The sequence below is a fragment of the Lewinella sp. IMCC34191 genome (genome assembly GCF_003390935.1).
Lineage (GTDB): Bacteria > Bacteroidota > Bacteroidia > Chitinophagales > Saprospiraceae > Neolewinella.
Genome location: NZ_QNQZ01000017.1, coordinates 1 through 21,277 on the forward strand (window position 1 = coordinate 1; position 21,277 = coordinate 21,277).

17 protein-coding genes and 1 pseudogene are annotated in these 21,277 nt (G+C 50.3%); 14 read left to right on the forward strand and 4 right to left on the reverse strand.

The annotated features are described in order from the left end of the window. Positions 1–444: 444 nt before the first annotated feature. The 3 genes from DRW39_RS21265 to DRW39_RS21275 all read left to right on the forward strand — a co-directional run bounded on the left by DRW39_RS21265 (position 445) and on the right by DRW39_RS21275 (position 5,283). Positions 445–1,290, forward strand: a complete 846-nt coding sequence (locus tag DRW39_RS21265) for a hypothetical protein (RefSeq protein WP_157976286.1) — start codon at positions 445–447, stop codon at positions 1,288–1,290. A gap of 241 nt (positions 1,291–1,531) precedes the next feature. Continuing rightward, positions 1,532–4,252: a hypothetical protein gene (locus tag DRW39_RS22405; protein WP_157976287.1), complete on the forward strand. Its 2,721-nt coding sequence runs from the start codon at positions 1,532–1,534 to the stop codon at positions 4,250–4,252. Continuing rightward, positions 4,237–5,283, forward strand: a complete 1,047-nt coding sequence (locus tag DRW39_RS21275) for an NAD(P)/FAD-dependent oxidoreductase (protein WP_157976288.1) — start codon at positions 4,237–4,239, stop codon at positions 5,281–5,283. Before DRW39_RS22405 ends, DRW39_RS21275 begins: the two co-directional genes overlap by 16 nt. 293 nt (positions 5,284–5,576) lie before the next feature. Here DRW39_RS21275 and DRW39_RS22815 read toward each other — a convergent pair whose 3' ends face one another. Both DRW39_RS22815 and DRW39_RS22965 read right to left on the reverse strand, forming a co-directional pair. Next, positions 5,577–6,002 (reverse strand): transposase, encoded by a 426-nt coding sequence (locus tag DRW39_RS22815; protein WP_255419274.1) that lies wholly within the window; start codon positions 6,000–6,002, stop codon positions 5,577–5,579. Between the two features lie 211 nt (positions 6,003–6,213). Next, a pseudogene (locus DRW39_RS22965) lies at positions 6,214–6,447 on the reverse strand (hypothetical protein); the annotation flags it as partial. A 120-nt stretch (positions 6,448–6,567) separates the two neighbouring features. Between DRW39_RS22965 and DRW39_RS21290 the strand changes: the two are divergent. The 8 genes from DRW39_RS21290 to DRW39_RS21325 all read left to right on the forward strand — a co-directional run bounded on the left by DRW39_RS21290 (position 6,568) and on the right by DRW39_RS21325 (position 14,388). Next, a complete protein-coding gene (locus DRW39_RS21290) occupies positions 6,568–7,383 on the forward strand; it encodes a helix-turn-helix domain-containing protein (protein WP_116109174.1) in 816 nt (271 codons plus the stop codon). 206 nt (positions 7,384–7,589) lie between these two features. Then, complete coding sequence (locus tag DRW39_RS21295; RefSeq protein ID WP_116109175.1) at positions 7,590–8,054, forward strand: hypothetical protein; 465 nt, start codon at positions 7,590–7,592, stop codon at positions 8,052–8,054. 181 nt (positions 8,055–8,235) lie between these two features. Beyond that, positions 8,236–8,694, forward strand: a complete 459-nt coding sequence (locus DRW39_RS21300) for a hypothetical protein (RefSeq protein ID WP_116109177.1) — start codon at positions 8,236–8,238, stop codon at positions 8,692–8,694. A gap of 92 nt (positions 8,695–8,786) precedes the next feature. Beyond that, entirely contained in the window at positions 8,787–9,821 is a 1,035-nt protein-coding gene (locus tag DRW39_RS21305; RefSeq protein WP_198664975.1) for a TlpA disulfide reductase family protein, read from the forward strand. A gap of 246 nt (positions 9,822–10,067) precedes the next feature. Continuing rightward, the gene (locus DRW39_RS21310; RefSeq protein ID WP_116109269.1) at positions 10,068–10,748 is read left to right on the forward strand and encodes a DUF2625 domain-containing protein; all 681 of its coding nucleotides are present in this window, start codon (positions 10,068–10,070) and stop codon (positions 10,746–10,748) included. 199 nt (positions 10,749–10,947) lie between these two features. After that, positions 10,948–11,829, forward strand: a complete 882-nt coding sequence (locus tag DRW39_RS21315; RefSeq protein ID WP_157976289.1) for a hypothetical protein — start codon at positions 10,948–10,950, stop codon at positions 11,827–11,829. Positions 11,830–12,058: 229 nt separating this feature from the next. Further along, a complete protein-coding gene (locus tag DRW39_RS21320; RefSeq protein WP_116109181.1) occupies positions 12,059–13,039 on the forward strand; it encodes a hypothetical protein in 981 nt (326 codons plus the stop codon). Positions 13,040–13,116: 77 nt separating this feature from the next. Continuing rightward, positions 13,117–14,388, forward strand: a complete 1,272-nt coding sequence (locus DRW39_RS21325) for a serine hydrolase domain-containing protein (RefSeq protein ID WP_116109183.1) — start codon at positions 13,117–13,119, stop codon at positions 14,386–14,388. Between the two features lie 287 nt (positions 14,389–14,675). Here DRW39_RS21325 and DRW39_RS21330 read toward each other — a convergent pair whose 3' ends face one another. Continuing rightward, entirely contained in the window at positions 14,676–16,043 is a 1,368-nt protein-coding gene (locus DRW39_RS21330) for a rhamnogalacturonan acetylesterase (protein WP_116109185.1), read from the reverse strand. 521 nt (positions 16,044–16,564) lie between these two features. Here DRW39_RS21330 and DRW39_RS21340 point away from each other — a divergent pair. Beyond that, positions 16,565–17,182 carry a hypothetical protein gene (locus DRW39_RS21340; RefSeq protein WP_116109188.1) on the forward strand — a complete coding sequence of 206 codons (618 nt, stop codon included), beginning with the start codon at positions 16,565–16,567 and terminating at the stop codon, positions 17,180–17,182. Between the two features lie 100 nt (positions 17,183–17,282). On the opposite strand, the gene DRW39_RS21345 is transcribed toward DRW39_RS21340, so the two are convergent. Beyond that, positions 17,283–19,310: an ArnT family glycosyltransferase gene (locus tag DRW39_RS21345; RefSeq protein ID WP_116109190.1), complete on the reverse strand. Its 2,028-nt coding sequence runs from the start codon at positions 19,308–19,310 to the stop codon at positions 17,283–17,285. A 239-nt stretch (positions 19,311–19,549) separates the two neighbouring features. On the opposite strand from DRW39_RS21345, the gene DRW39_RS21350 reads away from it, so the two are divergent. Together DRW39_RS21350 and DRW39_RS21355 are read left to right on the forward strand one after the other, a co-directional pair. Beyond that, positions 19,550–20,836 carry a serine hydrolase domain-containing protein gene (locus DRW39_RS21350; RefSeq protein ID WP_116109191.1) on the forward strand — a complete coding sequence of 429 codons (1,287 nt, stop codon included), beginning with the start codon at positions 19,550–19,552 and terminating at the stop codon, positions 20,834–20,836. Then, positions 20,836–21,276 (forward strand): FKBP-type peptidyl-prolyl cis-trans isomerase, encoded by a 441-nt coding sequence (locus tag DRW39_RS21355; protein WP_116109193.1) that lies wholly within the window; start codon positions 20,836–20,838, stop codon positions 21,274–21,276. Before DRW39_RS21350 ends, DRW39_RS21355 begins: the two co-directional genes overlap by 1 nt. The last annotated feature ends 1 nt before the right edge of the window (position 21,277 follow it).

Consider the following 21,277-nt stretch of genomic DNA (forward strand, 5'->3'; position numbering starts at 1 on the left):
CTGGCGAGCCTCTGCGTTGAGATCGGGGAAGGCACGTAGAAAGGAGAGGAAGCGGGTCAGGGCGCGGGTCATCCGTCTAAGATCAGGAGAAACCTAATGTTGTGAAATAACTTAGCTTAATGGCCGTGTAAACCGCATAGGTGTAAATTAGGGAGACAACTATCTCACAATTCTTGTAGTCGTCACTTTCTTATCCGCTACCTTAAAGTGAAGACCAAATTAAGCTTAATCAATATGCATAAAGTCGAATCTCTATAAGCAATATGTTTATGCATTCAACATTTGTTCAACACCCTAAAAATTTTTCAGGCCAAAGGGTTACAAATATTGTTGACTAGAATTAACTTATACGTTGGATTGAATGCAATTCTGATCACACTAGTTAAAATGGACTGCGATCGAACGCAGTACTAAAATTCTGAACCTTTTTAACTCCATACTACGATGGCTAATTTCGAAAAACGATTTTTTAAAGATATCTATAAAAATTCAGGTGGATTCTTGCCAACTTGGCCATTAGGTAGACAAGTAAAACTTGGCGATGTGGTTGACATCAAGCATCGACGAATGGACTATCTGGGGAATTTGTCTGACCCATTGCTCGATATTAAAATTACCCCTGGGCCTGATGAATCTCAAGATGAGACCAAATGGCAAAGCTCTAAAAGTGTTACAATTACGTTGAAGGCAGCTGGTGAAACAAATCCTGAAGTATCAAATTTACCCATTGATAAAGCTGGGATCAAAGTTGAATTCAGTAAATCCGGTGGCTTTTTATTCCAGCCTAAGGGAATGAATATAAACCGAATTGAGAATCTTGTTTCAGTTCGTAGCGAAGCAATTAAAAAGTTAAGCGCCGAATTGTTCAGTATGAGATCAATATTCATGATAGTTGAAGTCGGTATAGTTGAGTCTTATGCGCTGACGATATCAGAATCTGATTCCAGTCTATTAGAACTATCAGTCGAGGGTGAGCAGTCAATCTCTACTAAGGATTTGGCAAGGACGGATTTAAATTTTCAGTATAAAACTGAATCTCAATTGGACTTTAATAATATTGGTGCCGAAGGTGGATCGATATTTTTTAAATGCGAAAAAATGCGGGTGAGAAGAGACAAAGTAGTAGAATTGAGGCAGGAGTTACCTTCTTTTTTGGAGGCTCCTGATGATGTTCAGGCAATGTTAATTCCTAATTCAAGAATTACTCCTGAAAACGCTTTGGAATATTTCGAATTTACACCTTTAACCTTGGATGACTTGGAAGTTTTTTTGGGCACATTAGATGAATAGATAGATTTTATAAATTAAGTGATTTAATATGATGCAACTTCATCTCAAAGAGAACCTATTTCAATTTGCTCGAAGTTGCCAATAGAGTCAACATTCGACACAATTGCTCAACGACATTTCACCTTGCGTAACTTAGTTAAATATTGTATCTAACGCTAATTCTAAAATCTGAATTCGAAACTGGCATTTATCGCTCTTCATCCGTCAAAATATTATTGTAATTTAGGCTAAATATCTTACCATGGAAAGACGAAGGTTTTTGAAGGATTCACTTCTATCGTTAGGCGCACTTACCAGTCTACCTGTTCTGTCCATGAATGAGGTCTGCGGAAATCCATTTATACCGTATGTACTAAGGGATATGCCAGATTACTTACAAGATAAATTTTCAAATGTACTTGAATGGCTAAAAAATAACGGTTGGGGTGAATTTATTGCCGATGAATTGTCAATTTCCGCCACCCTAAGCATAGATAGTTTCCAAAGTTTAACAAACGAGGTGGACCATATTTCGGATGTTAAACTCCTTAGTGGATTTGAAGACTTTGGCGGAAATAAATTAGTCGAGCCTGGATATCCCAGTTTAAGCTTGTTGTATCATATGTTGGCATCAGCAAAGGTAAGGCCCGCATCTGTGAAAGAATATCCGCCATTAGAAATTCTAGATCAGTTAGAAGACGTGATATACGGTTTTATACCTACTGATGAGTATGTCAATAATAATAGTATCGATAAATCGAAAATATTTGTAGCAATGTTAGCCTACGAATATAGATCTGGGGCAAATACACCGCCATTTCAAGATGATAAGAATGGTAAAGGAAAGAGTGCTGGTTTTGTTTTTTCTCGATGTGGTATAGCAAGAATTGGCGAACTCCCATACTCATTTAGCAATATTGACAGGTGTTTTACAAACTTACCGGATAAAGGCTCCGAAGCAAAAAATGTTGCAGCTATGCCATGCAGGTATGGAGTGTTTGTAGTCGAATTAGTTGATACATTTGATTCTATTAATGTAATGAATAGGTTGAAGATTGAACAAACGAAGCTTAACGGGACGGTTAGAAATAGATTTTTTATCAACCCGATCAAAAAACTAAGTTTTGACACATCGGACAAATCTATACAATTTGGTCATTACCACATAAATGATAAGCTGAAAAGGTTGGTTGACTATGAATATGGGAGCCATAAAATGGAACCAAATTATACTAATTTCAATTTCGATGCACCACCATTTATTCGAATCGATTCACATTATGATGATGGTTCTTCGACGGAATACAATAATACTTCGGAAAATGCGGTAAATATTAGGCGGATTGGGTCTAGCGTATTGGTTATTCCAGAACCTAAACAGTTAATTTCTGTCGCCAAGCAAAATGGGAAAACTATTGCTATAAAAGTTGTCGATGAGTGGAAAAAACATGGCCATTATAATCGGAGATACGCAGCCTTAAAGTTACCTAATAAAGATGGCCACGAGATCACAAATGTTCTAATTTCCGATATCTTTGGCCGAAGACGTCGAATTACAACTGGATTCAAATCTCCCAAAGTAGCACCTCTTTTTGTGAACATCAAGTACGCAATTAAAGGAGAGAATACAACCCACGTCGATGGGGAGAACCATCCTGGAAATAGCTTCGACGACTATATTGAAAATGGTGGATACTATGCGTCATTGTTCAATGATAATATATTTGACGGTTGTATAACAGTTAAAATTGATGATTTAGACAAATTATCTAAAAATCTGATAAACAGAGAAATTCTCCCTGCGTTTTCACTTGTTACTGCACCGGACTTTTTTCCCTTGGTTAACAGTAATGATATAAGAAATAGTTATTACAGAGATAACTTGAGTTTAAAGGTCGATGAGGACTTTTTTGAAGGCGGGACTATTAACCTTAGTGGAATACGTCAACGTGGTAATCCAGCAATTCTGAATCCATTTACCGGTGACAAAGCATTTCACAAGGATTGGTCAGGTAACCACTCATTTGATACTTTAACTGCCGTGGTTGGGAAACAATTAGATAACGGGAAGATTGTTACTCAAACTGGCTCTCCTCACAATCAATTTTCTACTAGCTATATGCCAGATACTGGAACCGGAGTTTTTTATCCAGGTTGGGACGTAACTTATTCAGGGGAACAACGGAATCCATATTTTGCGACATTTGGACTAGGGTCACCATTTCCAGAAGATATTAAACTATGTGCGGCTGCTAATGGAATGTGGGTAACATCTTCGCCCGATGCAGGTAGAACTTTTCAAGGTTCATTAAAGAATATATTCGGGAAGCGACCCAATACTGCCGTTCCTTTGATGGACATTGAACTTGGACTTCATAGCATGTCGGCGTATGTGCAAGATTATGGCCAGTCTGAATCATATGGATGGGATGGAGAACAAGGCCCATTCATTCAAATAGTTAATGACAATATAGTAGTAAATTATACTGACATCGATCGTGCTGATTATGTGTATAATCTTATGGACCCTTTGATCGGATTTGATTTTTCCAAAGTGCGTGATTTGACTTCAATTGAGTTAATCGAAAGGATGGATGTACATAGGAAATGCGTAAAAGCTATTGACGGTAAGAGAGTCTGGTCAACTAAACTTTGGTTAGTCGGTGCCCAGCAAATTCGAGATTGGGCATCACTAAGCCAAATTATTTGCATTCCAAAAGTTGAGATGTTTGATAAACTTAATATCGGAATCAGAAAAAGCGCAAAACTTTCAGGCCGTGGATTTCTCTTCGTATATGCAAAGGCTAAAAGAGAAGGTCCAGATAAAAAAGGCGTACTCGATTCTTCACCAGAAAATTTCCAGAACAAACGAAGAATCCTTAATATAAATTCACTATGGATCTGCCAAGCGACGCTTAACACAGTAGCAGTTATCAAGCTTTCCTCATCCGGCAAAATTCTCTCCGATTGGATAATAGAATAATTAATGAATTGTATTATGATGTTATAATCATTGGCGCAGGACCAGCGGGTATATCTGCAGCTCTAACTTGCCAACGAAATGGACTGAAAGTAATCGTGATTACTAGAAAAGCTACAAACCGAGACGTGAAGGAATCTGTTTGCTATAGTTTGCACCCCGGAGTTGAAGTTTTATTCTCTAGGCTAGGTATTATTTCAGTACTTAACAAAAGCACGATAAGTCGTTATTCTAAAATTGTAGTGAATGGCAAAAGTAATACTTTAGGTAATAGGAATGAAAAATGGAGCGGTTTCCATGTATGCAGAAGTAAATTTTATAACGAATTGCAAAGATGCCTTGAGTTACATTCAATTCCATTATACAAAAAATCACTAAAGCGCAGCGACATAATTATTACAGAAGATTCAGTTTCGATTTGTTTAAGTAAGTCGTCGCACCTAAACGCTACTTATTGCCTTGATTGTTCAGGAAAAAGCAGAATATTATCGCATCAATCTTCATTTCATTCGATGTATTACTCTGTTCCTCTGTACTGTTGGTCAGGGACACAGAGAAACCGTAGTATTAATGATAGATTTGATAGTAGGGGGAGATTATCTATTGATGGTTCCTTCATCACCTGGCAAGCTCAGCACAGTAGAGGTATAGATACTTATTTACGAATTACTAAATGTAAGGACCTTTTAAAACACGATATCAATCAGGGAAAATATTTTGGAATAGAATTGGACAGCGTCTATAATGTCACATGGCGATTATTAAGGCCTACAGTTGGCAAAAATTATATGTTCGCTGGTGACGCTGCAGCCCTTATTGATCCTGGTGCGGGTCAAGGAGTAATGAATGCTATGATTACTGGTAGCGTTGCTGCCAAACATTTATATTTATGCATGCAGCAGCATTCCCAAGCCGAACTTTATAAATTTGAGTATGATAGGTGGCTTATGAATTATTTTGAGAGTAAAGTTGAAATCCTACAGAGGGAATATTTGAATCTGGGATTTAACGTTACCATGCCGGTATATGCATAACATCGCCCAACATAGCGCCAACACCATTAAGTTAAGGCGCAGCCTTGTTTTTCTCATCTCTAGCCAGGGCCCGTTTTCCAGCTATACTAGCCTGCCTTATTTTCATTGATTCGGTGTGAACACACCCCTGGCCCGCCCTCGTTGTACGAGGGCTACTGTGACGGTAGATATGCGGGTGTTTACATCGCTTTTCTATAATTTTTTTAGCTACGCTGCTGCCTCCGGCGGTCGTGGATATGGCGGTTATTCATCCGCATTATTTTCCGCTCCCGTTCCCGCCGGCGATCCGGACGTTAGGGCTCGGTGTAGCGGGGCATCAGTTCCAGTAAGACGAGCATTTTCCTTCGCCAGGTAGCCGGGCCGTCCAGGTAGATGTGGTAGAGAAAACGCTGCAGCATCCCGGCCGTCACGTTCCGGTTGATGCGGTAGGCGTACTCGCGGTGGGCGGCACCCCGTTGTACCTCCTCCTCACTGGCGGCGACCAGGACGCTCTGCCGGTTGTAGAAGGCGAAGTTTGCCAAGAGATCCTGTTCCACCCCGGGCTGGGTGTAGGCCGAGATCAGGGCCAACTGCAGGAAGGATTTCAGGGTGAAGATGGCCGTTTCCACGCCCCAGCGTTTGGCGTATAGCCACTTGAAGACACCGTGGGGGTAGCGCCGCCGATCGGTCAGGGAGGTCAGGAGCATCTCCACGGTACCGTCCTCCAGCTCTACGCGCACTAACCGTACCCGGAAGGGCGCGCCCCGTTCCGGGTCGCAGCCCCAGTTCTTTGAGTTTGCTGTACCCCCGCCCGGTACGGAGCCGGCTGGTTATTATACACTCTTTATCAGCACTTTGCACAAAGTCTTTAACCAGGGTCGACCCGCCGTCCGTCTTCATGCGAATGAGGTAATCCGATCCCCGACGGTCGTGCAGATACGCCAGGGCGAAGCTGGCGTAGTGACGATCGTAGATGTATACCGCGTCCCGGTCAGCCTGGGGGACCAACTGGTAAGCGTGGGCGATCTCGGAGCTGTTCTGGGTGTGGAAAGTGACGTCGTTGATGTTGTTCAGCACGTCGTGGCAAATGAGCAACCGCATGGAAGGCCGGTTAGCGTGCTGGTTGAGGTGGAAGCCGAAGACGCGGCCCAACCAGGCAAAATTGGATAACCCATTTAACACCATCTTATAAATGCGATCAACGAGTTGATTCCTTTGGAAGGAATTGGCCTAGATTGAGCGAGCGTTCGAGCGTAGCCGCCCAGTGGCAAGAAGCAGCAGCCAACAACCAATACGACCAAGGAAATGGACCCCGATTCCCCATTCATCATACGAAAACCCAATGATCCGTTCCTATCCAGCATCGTAGAAAGCTACTTCTACCTCGATACCACGGTCACTCAATTATCCCGGCAACCCGAACCGATCATCCCCTTCCCCAGGATAACCTTCGGCTATTTCTTCGGCGAGCCGTTTACCGTGACGAACCACACGATCAACCAATCGGCCTTGGTTAACATCGCCATCTCCAAGATCTCTACGCAACAGCTAAGCGTGCAGCCCAGTGGGGAAACCGTCAAAATATTGGGGGCGCATTTGCGGCCCTACGGCTTGGCTTACTTTACCACGCAAGCCATTAACAAACTACCCTGGCTAATCGACACCGAGGAGCTCTTTGGTGACGTCGCCACCAATTTTGTCCAGCGAATCCATGCCTGCCAAACCACGGAGCAGCTATTTGACGAAGTGGAAACCGTCTTCGTAGATAACCTCCTTACCCGCGATATGGAACTTATTACGGAAGCAATCGACCTGATTGAAGCAAATGCCGGAAACATCAAGGTTGCCGACCTATCCAAACAGCTAGGAACGACGAATAGAACCCTACGGAATCATTTCAATGACAAGATTGGCTGCTCGCCCAAGGAATATCTGCGCATCGTAAGGCTGAAACAAGTCGCCTACGAGCTCAAGCATTCGCCAGAATCCCTCACCCACATTGCCCACGGGAACGAATACTTCGACCAGGCGCACCTCAATCACGAAGTGAAGGGCATCACGGGACGATCGCCCAAGGAGCTTAAAAAAGAAATCCCGTCTTTCCGTTTTTTACAATTCTAGGCTAGCTACCGGCGGGACCTTTGCCTCATCAATCTTAGATCGTAAGACCATGAGGCTAATTTCCATTTCAGCGTTGTCGCTTTTCGCGGTTGCAATCTTTTCGCTATCCAGTCAGCAATCGTTTGCTACGGGTGGTGGATCACTTCCCCTGTTGGCAGGGCCTGCAGTAACGGCTAAATGGAATTACCCTTCCAAAACCAGTCCAAATGAAGCGTAATACCCTATTAACCGCGCACCTGATTGCTACTATCGTAGCGGCCCTGACCATCGCTACCTTCTTCTCCCTGTCGCTCTTCGCGGAACTCAAGGGCGATGACGGGCTTATCCGCAGCGTAAAGGCATTTATTTTATATGCCTTACCCATTATGATCCTGGCTATGCCCACTCTGAAGATCACCGGTGACAAACTCGCCGGGAAGTCAAAAAGCCCGCTTGTCTTAGCCAAGGTCAGACGAATGAAGATGATGCTGGTGAACGGTATTTGCCTGGTATCCTTAGCCATCTTTCTGTACTACCGCTCGCATAACCAATCCATCGACAGCGTTTTCTTCCTTGCGCAGATCGCCGAATTCATCTTCGGCTTAGCTAACCTGACGCTGATCGTTTTAAATGCGCGGGATGGAATGCAGCTTTCGGGTAGGCTGCGGATGAAGGTGGAAGGGTATAGCTAGTTGCCAAACGGAAAATTAGTGCAGCGTATATTGGGGGTGATTCCTCATGTAAGTAGCTTTTTATAATGAGTCCAATCAGGAAATCAAATGGATACCTCTTTTTCCGGATATAACTTGGAAGGTGCGCGTTCTTCCAGCTTAGGTAGCAACCGATTGCGCAAAAAGGCCTAGCTTAAAGGGCATGAGCACCTTGTCTTTCAAAAAGAACGAATATTTCACACTGGGTAATCGACACTTAGTGAAATTATGGGGGCTAACGCTTCTGTTTGCACCCTTTGTCTATGCCGTAATCGACTTGGCAGATAGAACGGGTGATCAGGTCAGGGCTTCGCTGGATATTCTCCTCGTCATGTTTGTCTTTTCCGTTGTCCTGTCTTTGCCAACGCTGGTTATAGCATTTGCCACTACCAAATTTGTACTGCGTAACAGGCTGTCGATCGGCATGCAAAAGGCAGTCAATGTCGTGATAGCTGCAGCCGGCCTTATCTGTACGTTGCTGATGATGGATGGATCACTCGTACCCGCTTTGATCAAGACGTACGTTATATCCTTAGGTGTGGCCGCAATAGTTTTGGAAATAAGTAGCCGGATAATTCAGGGTAGGAACACGAAAGTTCAACCACTGGCTGATAATCATTGAATCTGTTCCAGGTAGTAGCAATCACCTTTTTTCGTGGCTTACCACTACTAAACGCCGTACCTTCTAAGCGCATCCCCACCAAAATCTATTCCGTGCGCGCATCCGTTGTACTGTCGCTCCTGGCCCTCCTCTTCACCACCTGCATCTCCCTCGAAGAAGAGAAAAATGACGCCTTCCAGCTCACGGGCATAATCACCGGCCCCTATACCGACTGGGTTTATCTAGTTTACGGCGAAGTACGAGACAGCGCCCGGGTAAATGACGGCCAATTCTCCTTCACGGGCGAGCTCGATCGGCCGGTACAGGCCTCCCTCATCCTGGAAGGTACTTCCAACCTTACTCGTGTTTATTTGGAAGGCGGCGACGAGGTCCGGATCACGGCTGATTACCAACTACAGGGTGAGGAACCCAATACGGTCAGAACTTTGCAGGACGCTGTCATCACCGGCTCCGCCTCCCAGGATCTTTATACTTCTATGCGATCCCGCTACATCGAGGCTTACAAAGCGGACAGCACCGGGCAAGCGGTGTACGAGCTGATGGCGCACCTCATCGATTCGACCGGCTCCCATCCGGCTCTGGGTACCCAGCTGGCTTCGGCGGCCATCTCCTCCGACGTGTTTACCGCGGCTCAGCTCGATTCCCTGTATGGGCGCTTCGATACCACGCGCATGGACGCCCAGGCCAAGGAGGTGTACGCCATCGGCATGGCCAACCGTAGTCGCTACGGCGTAGGCGACGCCTTCCCGGACATCCCCGTCGAACGCCCTGACGGTACGTCTGCCCGCTTGTCTGAACTGCGGGGAATGCAGGTGTACGTAGACTTTTGGGCTTCCTGGTGCGCGCCTTGCCGGCAGCAACACCCTCACTTGAAGGAGATCGCGGGGGAAGTAACGGGGAGCAGCCTGGCGATCGTGAGCATTTCCATAGATAAGAATCGGGACAACTGGGTCCAGGCCTCCGAGGAGGACGGCGTCAGCTGGTCCAGCTACTGGGACGCCGATGGTTTTCTGAAAGAGGACATGGCGATTAACGCCATTCCCAAATCCTATCTGCTGGATGAAAACGGCATCATCGTACAGACCAATCCGCAGCTGGAGCAATATCAGCGGTGGGCTAGCCTGTGACTCTGGAGCGTCAGACCAAGCGTATGAAAATCCGGACACCATATACTGGCTGACAATACGGGTGCGTACGAATGGTTACTCCACTATCAAGTTTGAAAAGTCCATCAGGGCCGGCAGCAGATGCCTGCTGTCCCTGGTGGCTATCGATTTTCGTTCACTTATAATAAACGTTAACTTTAGATGAGGTCCCTGCTTATCTCGCTAGTGCTGATTTCATTTCAAAACGGGTATTCCCAACAAATGAAAATGAGACCGCTAACGGAGTTGATCAATTTGGAGGAACCCGGTTGGGAGGTAGTCGAAGAATGGATAACATCGGCAACGAATAAGGTTGAGATCTTGCCGAAGAACGAGCAACGGGCGGGATCCGCTCTGTACCGGACCCAGGTAACCACCCGATCACCGATGGGAGCGATCATTTACGAGACGGGCGGTATTTTGGTAGACCACGGCTGGATCCGGATTTTAGGCTCGGGCTCGGACAGATTGAGTAGAAGCCTGCCGGAGTGGAACAGGGGTAAATCGTTCGAGGCTTACGGTAAAGCTGCTTCCTTCTTACTCATCGCGGATGATGCCATCGGGGGATTTTTCGCCCTGAACGGTGGAGCATTTGGAGACGATGATATGGGGATGGTCTACTATCTGTCGCCGGATAACCTGGAATGGGAACCGCTGGATATTGGCTATTCCGATTTCGTGTACTGGGCTTTTACGAATGATCTGGATGCCTTTTACGAAGGATTGCGGTGGAAGAGATGGAAGAAGGAAGTAAAGGAAATGGGCGCGGATCGAGCGATGCTATTTTATCCATTCCTGTGGACTGCCTACGATCTGGAAAAGCGAAGTAAAAATGACGTGCCGATCGAAGAAATATGGACCCTACAACTGGATGTAAGGGACCAACTAAAACCATCGGGAGAAAAATGACAAGCGCACATGGACGACCTGCCGTGCGCGCACCTATCCTCCTGATTCTTTTAGTCCTTTTCCTCATCACCTGTACCTCCCCCTGAGGAATCGATTGATGCATTTTAGCGACAAGTGAGATTAGCCGGAGTATAAATTCATGTTCCGGTCCCGTATATTCAAAAAATATTTCCTTCTCCTTACCCGCAAACACCAACCCATGAAACTAAGACTGACCGTTTTCCTAGCGCTTTTTTCAATAGCCCTTTTCGGGCAACGGGCTCAAACCGTCGACCTGGTCTGGAAGATTGGGGATGGCGATTCGCTCACCTATGCCACGGTGATGAGTGACATCGATGCCGCCTCGATAGAAGTAAACTTCGGTCAGCTATTCAACTCGCCTGCCGATGACCCGGAGGGTGGAAGCGGGGATATGAGTGCGTTCTTCCAGAAATTTAATGAGGCTTTCGGAAATTTGGACTACGTAACGACGCTCACCAACGGCGATGACGGCGTGGTGAATATCGTGATGACCACCCAACCTAATGACGATACCCAGCCCGCTGATATCGCTTCGGCAGATAGCGAGGACGTGGGTTTACTGGAAACGATGCATTTGATGACCGGCGGGATTGTGCTGCGGGGATCCGTGTACGAAACAGGTAGCATCCATAGCTTCTGGTTAAAGAATAATCAGAAAAACCTAGTCGCCCTTTTCTTCCAACTCCCAACCAGCCCCGTGAGCACGGGAGACAAGTGGGCGCTAGATGTAAACCTGATCTCGAATGACGCAAATTTTAAGTGCGACAGTTCCTATAGAGTAAATGAAGCAACCCTGGCTGACATCAAAGAAGTAAACGGGGAGACCATTGCCGTTATTCAGTACAATATTGTCGAATATGTGAGCGGTGAATTTAGTATGCCGGCATTTCTGGGCGGTGGAGGAAAGTCGGAAACCGAGATGGACATTTCATACCAGGGCATAGCGGAGTTTTCCATTGATCAAGGTCATTGGGTTGCGTACGATGGCATCATGAGCATGAAAACCAAGGGAGTGATGACGACCGATAAGAAGACAAAATTTACCCTGATTAAAGAGTAAATATGCTGCGTAAGCGGCCGGGCCTACTTTGGTAAAAAGGCTTACCGGCTTATTCCGATCCGTAATAGGAGCCGCAAACCCAGTATAAACCGTACAACCCCCGGCGAAAGAACTGCCTCTTTTGCATTGGAAAGGCGGCGTATTTCGCAAATGAATCGTTGCATTCGACGGTTCTCCGGTGTCCATCAGCCGGAAGACACGGAGCACGGCGCCACCTAAATCCTAATTTATGCGCATACTTCTACTCCTCTCTACACTCGTCTTCGCGTCCGTCCTTTCCGCCCAGGACACCCCTGTCGACTCCCTGACCCGAAAGGGCAAGGTTTGGCTAGATGGAACGATCGACGACGATCTGGTCACCGACCAGGCACGGGCCGGGTACTTCTTCACGGATCGCTTACTCATGGGTAGTGGCTTGTCCATCATCGGCAGCGACGGCGTCTACCTCAGCCCCTTCGTACGTTATTACCTCAACGGCTCGGCGAACAGGTGGCGTCCGTACGCGGAAGCGGGGCTGGAGCTCCAGGTAGGCGATTTCGATATCGGGCGGAAGTACGGCGCCCTGGGCCTCGAACGGACCTTCAACGCCACTACCCTACTTAACCTGGAACTGCGCTATACGGACCAGACTCGACGTGGGCAAGCCTACCGGCTGCGGGGAAATTTCAACACCCTGCTCGGCGGACCGGCCGGAAAAAGCGCGGCCGAGGGGCAGTTCCGGGCCGGATCCTTCGTACTGGGTAACCAGCTATTCGAGGCATCCCTTAGTACGGCCAACGCCTATGCTTTCAACTACCTTAATTTTACGCCTTCTATCGACTACTTCGTCACCGATCGCTTAGCACTGCAGGCCAGCGTGGAAGTAATTGCCAACGCTTTCGATCAATCGGAGGCGTCCGGCATCAAGGATTACCAGGCACTTTACGGGCAGGCCCGGGTCGGAGCGCGCTATTACCTAACGACTAAATCCCTGTTCAACCTCTTCGGTGAGGCCGGCCTGACCTACTCGTACCAATCGATCAACCGCGAACTGGCCTCCGGTGACCAGCGCATGTCCTATGATGCGCTACGCGCCGATCTGGGCATAGGTAGCAGCGTCTTCATCAACCAGCACACCTCCCTCGATTTTGGCGTCAAGCTGGTGCAGGATTTTGCCCGCGGCGAGAATCTCGGCATCGACGGCTTTGCCCGGCTCAAATTCTGGTTTTAGCCCGCTCCCTGGCATTAAGTGCTCCCGTTGGAAGACGGGCGCGATCTTCGGCCCTTCTGGCATTAAGCACATACCGAATGTACAAAGTGACGCTTCTGCTCCTGCTGGCAGCTACCGCCCTGGCGTGTAGTCCGCAGCACCGGGACCCCGCATCAGCCCCCGGGCCGGGATCGGCCCGGGATTCCCTGACGACCGAATTAGATTCCATCCGACGAAGCGGAGAAATCAACGGATTCGGCGTAGCGATGGTGGACGACCGGGGAGTGCTTTATTCCCAAGGATTCGGAGTTGCCGACCGGGAAACCGGGGAAGCCTATACGGAGCACACCCTCCAGCACATAGCTTCGGTTTCCAAAACCCTGATCGGCATCGCCCTGATGAAGGTTGCAGAGATGGGTAAACTGGAACTTGACGACCCTATTGGGAAATACCTGCCGTTCCGGGTAGTCAACCCCAACTTCCCGGACGAAGCCATCACGGTACGGCACCTGGCTACGCATACCTCGGGCATCAACGATACCGAGCAGTATATGAAGCGGGCCTGGATCATCACGGAAGGCCAGGACCTGACCGGTATCCGCACGGATTATCCCGCCCAGCAACTCAACCTGCCCGAAAAGGACATTCCGATGGCGGATTATCTCAAGGATTACCTGGAGCCGGAAGGGGAATACTATCAATCGGATAATTATACCGGCTTCGCACCCGGGGAGCGGTACAACTACTCCAATATCGGCGCTACACTCTGCGCGCTGATCATCGAACGGGTCAGCGGGCAGCCGTTCGATCGTTTTACGAAAGAGCATATCCTGGCGCCACTGGGGATGTCCGCGACCGGCTGGTCACTGGAAGCGGTAGACGTGAAGCGGCATTCCAGACTGTACCGCAACGACCATTCCGTCCTGCCCTTCTATACCGCTATCACCTATCCGGACGGCATGCTCATTTCTTCCAGCAGCGATATGGCAAAGTATTTGGCGGAGCTCATCAAAGGGTACACCGGGGAAGGAAAACTACTTAGCCGGAATAGCTACGCCGAACTTTTCAGGCCGCAGCTCAGCGAGGTAAACTTCGCGTCGCGGGATGCCGGTAATCCCTACAACGAGGATTACGATCCGGCGATCTTCATCGGCCACAGTGGACAGGGCTACGTCGGGCATTCCGGCGGTGACGCGGGCGTGGGCACCTGGATGTTCTTCGACAAAGAGACAGAGAACGGCCGATATATCGTCATCAATACCGACTTCGGAGGGGACGAGCGGGCTAAAGAACTCGAGTACTACGCCATATGGGATCTAATGAACGAGTATTTCGACCGGCTAAGGGCGCAAAGACGTGCCGATCAGTGACCCTGGCTCCCGGTCATTTCGGTTCGGCTAGCAGATTGGCAATAGCACGGGAGAGGTTTCAAGTCTGATACGCCGAAGGGGCTTGCGACTGTCCGCGCTGGTTATGGTTCGGATCATCCAGACCGATCCGATTGCAGAAGGGCATTTTACCTGCGCTCCGCCGCCGTAAAAGAAGCACTTTGGAAAAGGGCGTGCGGGTTGGCTTACTCCATAAGCGCGTGCGCGGTCGACGACATACCGATACGATTATGTATGGGCAGGCGTATCCAGGTATGTACCGGTAAAGATCAGTTTCCGTCCGGCTTCACCAGGCTGGAGTTGAGACTAGCGGGCCAGTACCAGGTGTCTACAGGATCGGGGTGCGCCGGATCGAAGGACTGCACCTCATCGTGGAAGAACCTTACCAGGTCGAGATGGCTGTTTTTGATACCTTCCAGTACGCACCGCGCCAGCTCGTAGGCCCCGTAGGGGTTGAAGTGGGTATCGTCCGCCAGCACCTTTTCCTGGCCGGGATAGGTACCCGCCGGATAGTGTACAAATGCCCGTTTGGATCCCTCCGGCCCTAGTGCTTCGAAAAGATCTTTACTCATCGCGTTGAGATCGATAAGGGCTACCTTCTCCTGCGCGGCCAACTGCCGCATGGCCTCCGGATATTCTTCTAAGGTGTTGACGATCTTTCCCGCATCGTCGAAGCGGCGGCGGTGCATGGAAGTGACCAGCACGGGGGTGGCACCGCTGTCGCGGGCCATATTGATGAAACGGAGTAGCTCCTCCTGGTAGGTGGTGAACGGCTCCACGTGCGCGCCACCGGGCTTTTGATCGTTGTGGGCGAACTCCACGAAAAGGTAGTCGCCCGCCTTGATCAGACTGGCGATCTTGGCGAACCGCTTCTCAGCGATAAAACTCCGGAGCGCCTCGCCCGACTCGGCGTAGTTGGCCACTGAAACGCCTGGCTTCAGGAAGCGCGGTAACATCTGCCCCCACGACGCCCAGGGTTCGTTCTCCTGATCGGTGACGGTGGAGTTGCCCGCCAGATACACCACTACCGGATCCGTGGCCGGCGTAATTTCAATGGCGTTGATGCAGGGCCGTTTCCCGTTGAACTCCAGCGTGAGTTGGTGATCCCAGTTCAGGTAGCCGATCTCCCGCGACTTGAGTCGGATACTTTCCGTGTCCGTGATATCGGGCGTGCGCACGTTGACGGTGAAGGAGGCGGACCTGACCTTGCCCTGCTCTGTTTCAACGGCTTCCAGCATCAGGCGGCGCGACTCCGCTTTCACGGTGGTTACGCTTTCCCCATCGGTATCGCCGAGTGTTAAGCGGATATCGTAATGCCCCTCGGGCAGGTCGATGACGAAGTAGAACGGGCGATCGGACGTGAGAAAGTCACCGGTCAGGGCACCCTTTCCCGCGCGGCTCACCCCTTGCACCGGGGATTCGCTGATGAGACCGAAGCCTCGTTCCGGCGTGTAGGAGGTGGTGTCCCTAACGGCCGCGAAGCCTTCGGCGACCGGTCCTGGTCCGAAATCGAATTTGAGCGGTAGCTGGGATTGGGCCCGAAGCGACCAAATGCTCAGTAAAAGGAGCAGCAACGTACCGGAGGACCCGCTGAATGGCTGATTGACTATCCGGTATAATTTTCCTCGTATACGCATCCGTATCTGTTTTGCTTACTGATCGACTATCGCATCAAAGCTAGTTATTACCGATCGTAGTCCCGGCGGCGCGGCATTTCGGGAAAGACATCCTGGATACCCATGTTCGGCACGGTAAGCCCGGGTCTTATTGTCCTGCGTTTCGCTCTCCATCTGCCGTTCCGCTGCGAATCACCGATGCCCTTAATCCCGTTGCCAGCAAACATCATCCATACAAGATCGTTACACGGCATCAGCAGGAAGCAATCGTATTCCATTATGGCTGGATATCAGCACCGGATCGCCCGGCAGGTATTTAAATGGAGCCGGAAGAACCAACCTGCTCACCGCTGAACCTGCTGGATCAAACTTAACAAGCAGCGTCGCGGCTATTAAAAGACCGGATGCTTCACCCCCAAGCCAAAACCCGGAGCGGTATCTATCCGGCTAAGACCTGCACCAACTCCGGGTTAGGGAAGTTTCCGTGACGTACGGCAGGAGTATATATCGTGGATAACTACTATCTTAATTGAAAACCGGAAATGATCTTTCGATTTATAGCGGCTTCCCTGCTCCTGCTTTTTATGAGGGGGTGCGACATTTATTCCACCAGCCTATGGTTCTTCCAAACCGAGGGGTACAAAGATGAGACCAACCCGCTGGTCGGTTTGGGGATGGATTGGAATGTCCTCCTCGTCGCGAATGTTATAGTTGTGATAGGGGTATTGGCATTGTATTACGTACACCTGATCAACCGACAGAAGGTACCGGCGCTTCCCCGGCTGCAAGGCGAATACCGATCTACCTGGGACTTTGCTGCTGACCTGTATTACGGTAGCCGAAAGCATAAGTACAAACTGCTCTACAGGCTATCGGACGATAAAAGGATCGCCCTAGGCCACTACGGCGTCGTTCTGCTCAGCACGATCGTCTTCGCCAGCGGCGTGGCTACCGCCCACAACTTGCTGAGTTACCACCGGGTAGGGTTTTACGTTGACCTCAAAGGCTCAATAAATAACCTCCTGTATCTTTACTACCTTGCTTTTGCCCTTTTTGCGTTTTTCTCCTACCGAAGCATCCTGCGGGAGGACTATGGGCTTGTAAAGCTATTGAATAGCGCAGACGCTTGGTCAGCAGGAGCCAAAACAACGAAGGGATGACGAAGACCCCGGATGAAGCGCCCGAACCTCACCGCCCAGACCGCCTCCCCACGGCCGATCCGGCTGCGGCGGGAATGTCCGCGGAGCGGCTGCGGTCAACTCAGTAAAGCGAGAATTCAACGTTATCGTAGTAAAGATCAGACTTCCCCCTGTTCCATACGTATATGGCCAATTCGTAGGTATCCCGCTGTATTCTGGGTAGGCTAAACACCAACGACGCTTCTTTCCACTCGCCTTTTTGCTTCACGAGATTTTTAATACTGTAGGATTGATAATAGAGGTTTTCACCGCCCCCGTCAATGGAAACTACGATTTCGCAATTCGCTTCCCGGGAGGTCAGGAAATACGAAGAGAAGGCCAGCGTCCGGCTAGCCGTTCTTAGCTCCGGCAGATTTTTCGATCTATACGTCAGGCCATAGGTCATATCACTTGTCACATGTCCCGAATATTCACCCCTATACGCTTGATCGGCGACCGGATGGAAATTTTGCCACGATGGGTCGGGGTCATTTTCAAAATCGACGAATTCTTTCAGCACCGGGCCGGTATCTTTTACCCCCATGAAATCAAGCAGGCTTTGCTCGTTGTTTTCCGTGAATCGGCAGACGGCAAGCCGGCCATTGTCTGCGATCTTATCTAATTTTGACAAAATCTGCGGATATGCATTATATACTTCCTCAACGAAATATTGCTTTTCCAAAACGATAAACTGGTAATCCCAGCCGAGCGATTTTTCGACGATTTCCGCAGTAGGTCGCATCACGGCATATCCTTTTCGCTGCATTAGGATAAAGGGCAAATTTGGAGCAGCGGGATTCATCACGAGCATTTTTGCGCTTCTCGGGACCCGTAAGGAATCTAACCATTCGGCAGCCCCTTGGTAATTCCGGATCGTGTGTTTCGTTCTGTCCAAATAGTGAGCCTCCTGGACGTTGTCGTGCAAAGCGATTGTATCCAGCGTCATCATCACGGAAAACACCGCCACCACGATGGCCGAAATTACCTGGTAGGCCTTTAGCTCGATGACCGGGAGCAAAGACAGAACGACCAGCAAGAACAGCAGCAGGGGGAAGAGGAACGTATCCAAAAAATAGTATTCGTGCGCCGGAAACTGCCTGAGCATGAGCAGCGCAAAAAGCAGGCAGCCGAACACATAGGCCGACCACAAAATGCCAAGGTACCCGGTAGCTTGGTTCGTGTTGAAATTTCGGGTGAACAGGGAGTAGACAGCCGCTGCTACCCCTGCCGCGAACACGATAACGTAGTGGTATACCGTGAGGTACTCGAGCGCCCAGGTGTCGTAAACGTACACGATGATCTCCTTCGCCTGCTCGATACTGGTAGCCGGTAACGGGTAGTTCAGAAACATAGAACCATATTCTTCCCGGAGATATCCGTTGTACAACCAATACGCAAGTATGGACAATATGGAGCCGCTTACCGGTAGCAGAAGGGAAGAGAATTTAGTTTCCCCCCTCAACAAGCGGATGAACTCCACGCCCAGCATAGCAATCAGCGGAATGGCAAAAGTCGTTCTCGACAAAGCGGCGAGCGTGACGAAAAACAACCCTATCCGAAAGTCCCTTTTCTGGTGTCCGCCCAAAAACAGGTAATAGAAATACATGCCTATGATAGCATTGGCAAGCGAGGGTATGGTAGGAAGAAATCCCGCCTGGTAGTACACGAACACCGGGGAGGTCGCGGCAAATGCGACCACCAACGCGGATTTGATAGAGTCCTTGGTAACGGCAAAGGATAGCCTATACAAAAAGAAGAGTCCGATAAAGCTATACAACAAAATGTACAGCCGAAATATCCAGGGCGAAGTGCTCCCGAATACCTTCATCAATACGGCGGGTAGATAATCGTGGAGCGGAAAATCCACTGCCGTAATGGTGGTACGACCCGGCACCTCCCAGTTGTGCGGAAATTGGTGGTTGTAGATGAATGTCTGCGGTTCAAAAAATTGGAGCCCGTTTTCGACAAACCCGAGCGAAAGGGCATATCGATCGGATTCCGCCCAGGCGTGCCTTTGGGAAGGCAGTCCCGTCAAATTACCAAGGTGAAAAACCCAGGCTAAACCAACGATCAGGCCCAGAATGACCAGCTCATTTACTTTAGCCTTCATCGCGATTGGTTATACATCTTGGGAGTAAGCGTTTGCCTTTCGTAAGCCGGCTTCGTTCTAGGGGGGAATATTTGGGGTTTCCCATGGTCATCTGTTCTCAAAGCTACACCCATCCCGGGACAGTCCGGGCTGAGCGGTATCCTTCCCGGGTAACCATACTGCACTTCGGCTCCAGCAACGATTCGTGCTATAGTGACGCACGAAAAATGGCTACCTTTTCCCAAACCAATCTCCTCCCGATGCTCGCTCGCGTCCTTGTCGCCCCGCTTATCCTGCTGTTCTCGCTCGGCCTGACCGCCCAGACCGCCACCAGCCAGGACTCCCCTACCCTGACTACGGCCGATCCGGCTACGGTAGGCATGTCGGCCGAACGGCTGGCGCGGATCGACGAGATGCTGACCACCGCCATCGAGGAGGACGAGGTGCCCGGGGCGGTGGCCCTGGTCGCCCGACGGGGCAAGATCGTCTACCATAAGGCTTTCGGGGAAGCCAGCGCCGACGGGGAAGAACTGGAAGCCGGCGCCATTTTCCGCATCGCCTCCCAGACCAAAGCCATCACCTCTACCGCCGTGATGATGCTGTGGGAGCAGGGGCTGTTTCAGCTCGACGATCCGATCGCGAAGTACCTGCCCATGTTTGCGGAGACGGGGGTGCTTGATACCCTGTACGAGGACGGCACCTTCGAGACCCGCCCGGTCAGCACGCCCATCACCATCCGGCACCTGATCACCCACACCTCGGGGCTGGGCTACGGCGTCATCGACGGAGACCCACGCTTCCGGCGCATGTACGAAGCGGCGGGCGTGACCGACCTGTTTACCACCGAGGACATCTCCATCGAGGAGAGCGTCCGCAAGCTCGCTACCCTACCCCTGCACCACGATCCGGGGACGAAGTACACTTACAGCGAAGGGCTGGACGTACTGGGCTACTTCATCGAGGTGATGTCCGGGATGCCGCTGGACGAATACTTCCGCACCCACATTTTCGAGCCCCTGGGCATGGCGGATACCTGGTTTTACCTGCCGGAAAGTAAGGCCGATCGCCTGGTGTCCATCCAGCGGCCGACCGACGACAGCTGGGAGAACTTTCCGACCACCTTCTACGACCCAGACTACCCCATCAAGGGCGCCCAACGCTTCTTCTCCGGCGGGGCCGGCCTATCGAGCACGGCGGAGGATTACGCCACCTTCCTGCAAATGTACCTGAACGAGGGCGAGCTGAACGGTACGCGGTTACTCAGCCGCACCACGGTACAGGCGATCCTCTCCAACCAGATCGGTCGGCTGCGGGGCGAGGGCGCCGACTACGGATTGGCCTTCGGCCTGGTCAACGAGGTAGGGGAAAGTATGGGCGGCAAGAGCAGCGCGGGCAGCTTCGAATGGGGCGGCTACTTCAACACCCAGTACTTCGCGGATCCGGAAGAAGAACTGATCGGCATCCTGATGAAGCAGACGCAGGGCACTTCCAAGGACCAAACCTCATGGAAATTTCGCATCCTGGTAGGGGCGGCGATAGACGATTAATGAAAAAGCCCACCAAAGCCAAATTACGGGCCCGCGCCGCGGACCGCATCGCCTTCGCCCGGGAGGTGCGGCAGATGTACTTAGACGGTGAGCTGGAACCGGAGCGCACGGAATCCGGCCTCGGCTACGTCATCCACGAAGCGGGGGAAGGCCGCCAACCGCGTAGGGGGCAGCGGGTGGAGGTGCACTACGTGGGCATGCTGGCCGATAAACACGGCGTATTCGAGGAATCGTTCAGTAGTCCCCGCGGGGTGCGCTTCCTGGTCGGTGGCGGCGAGGTCATCCCGGCCTGGGACGAAGCCATGGAGCTGTTGCGTTGGGGAGACGAGGCCACGCTTTTCGTCCCCGCCAAACTGGGCTACGGACCGAAGGGTCGCGGGCAGGGGATTCCGCCGAATAGCGACTTGATCTTTTACGTGGAGATTGCTTCGGTGGGATAGC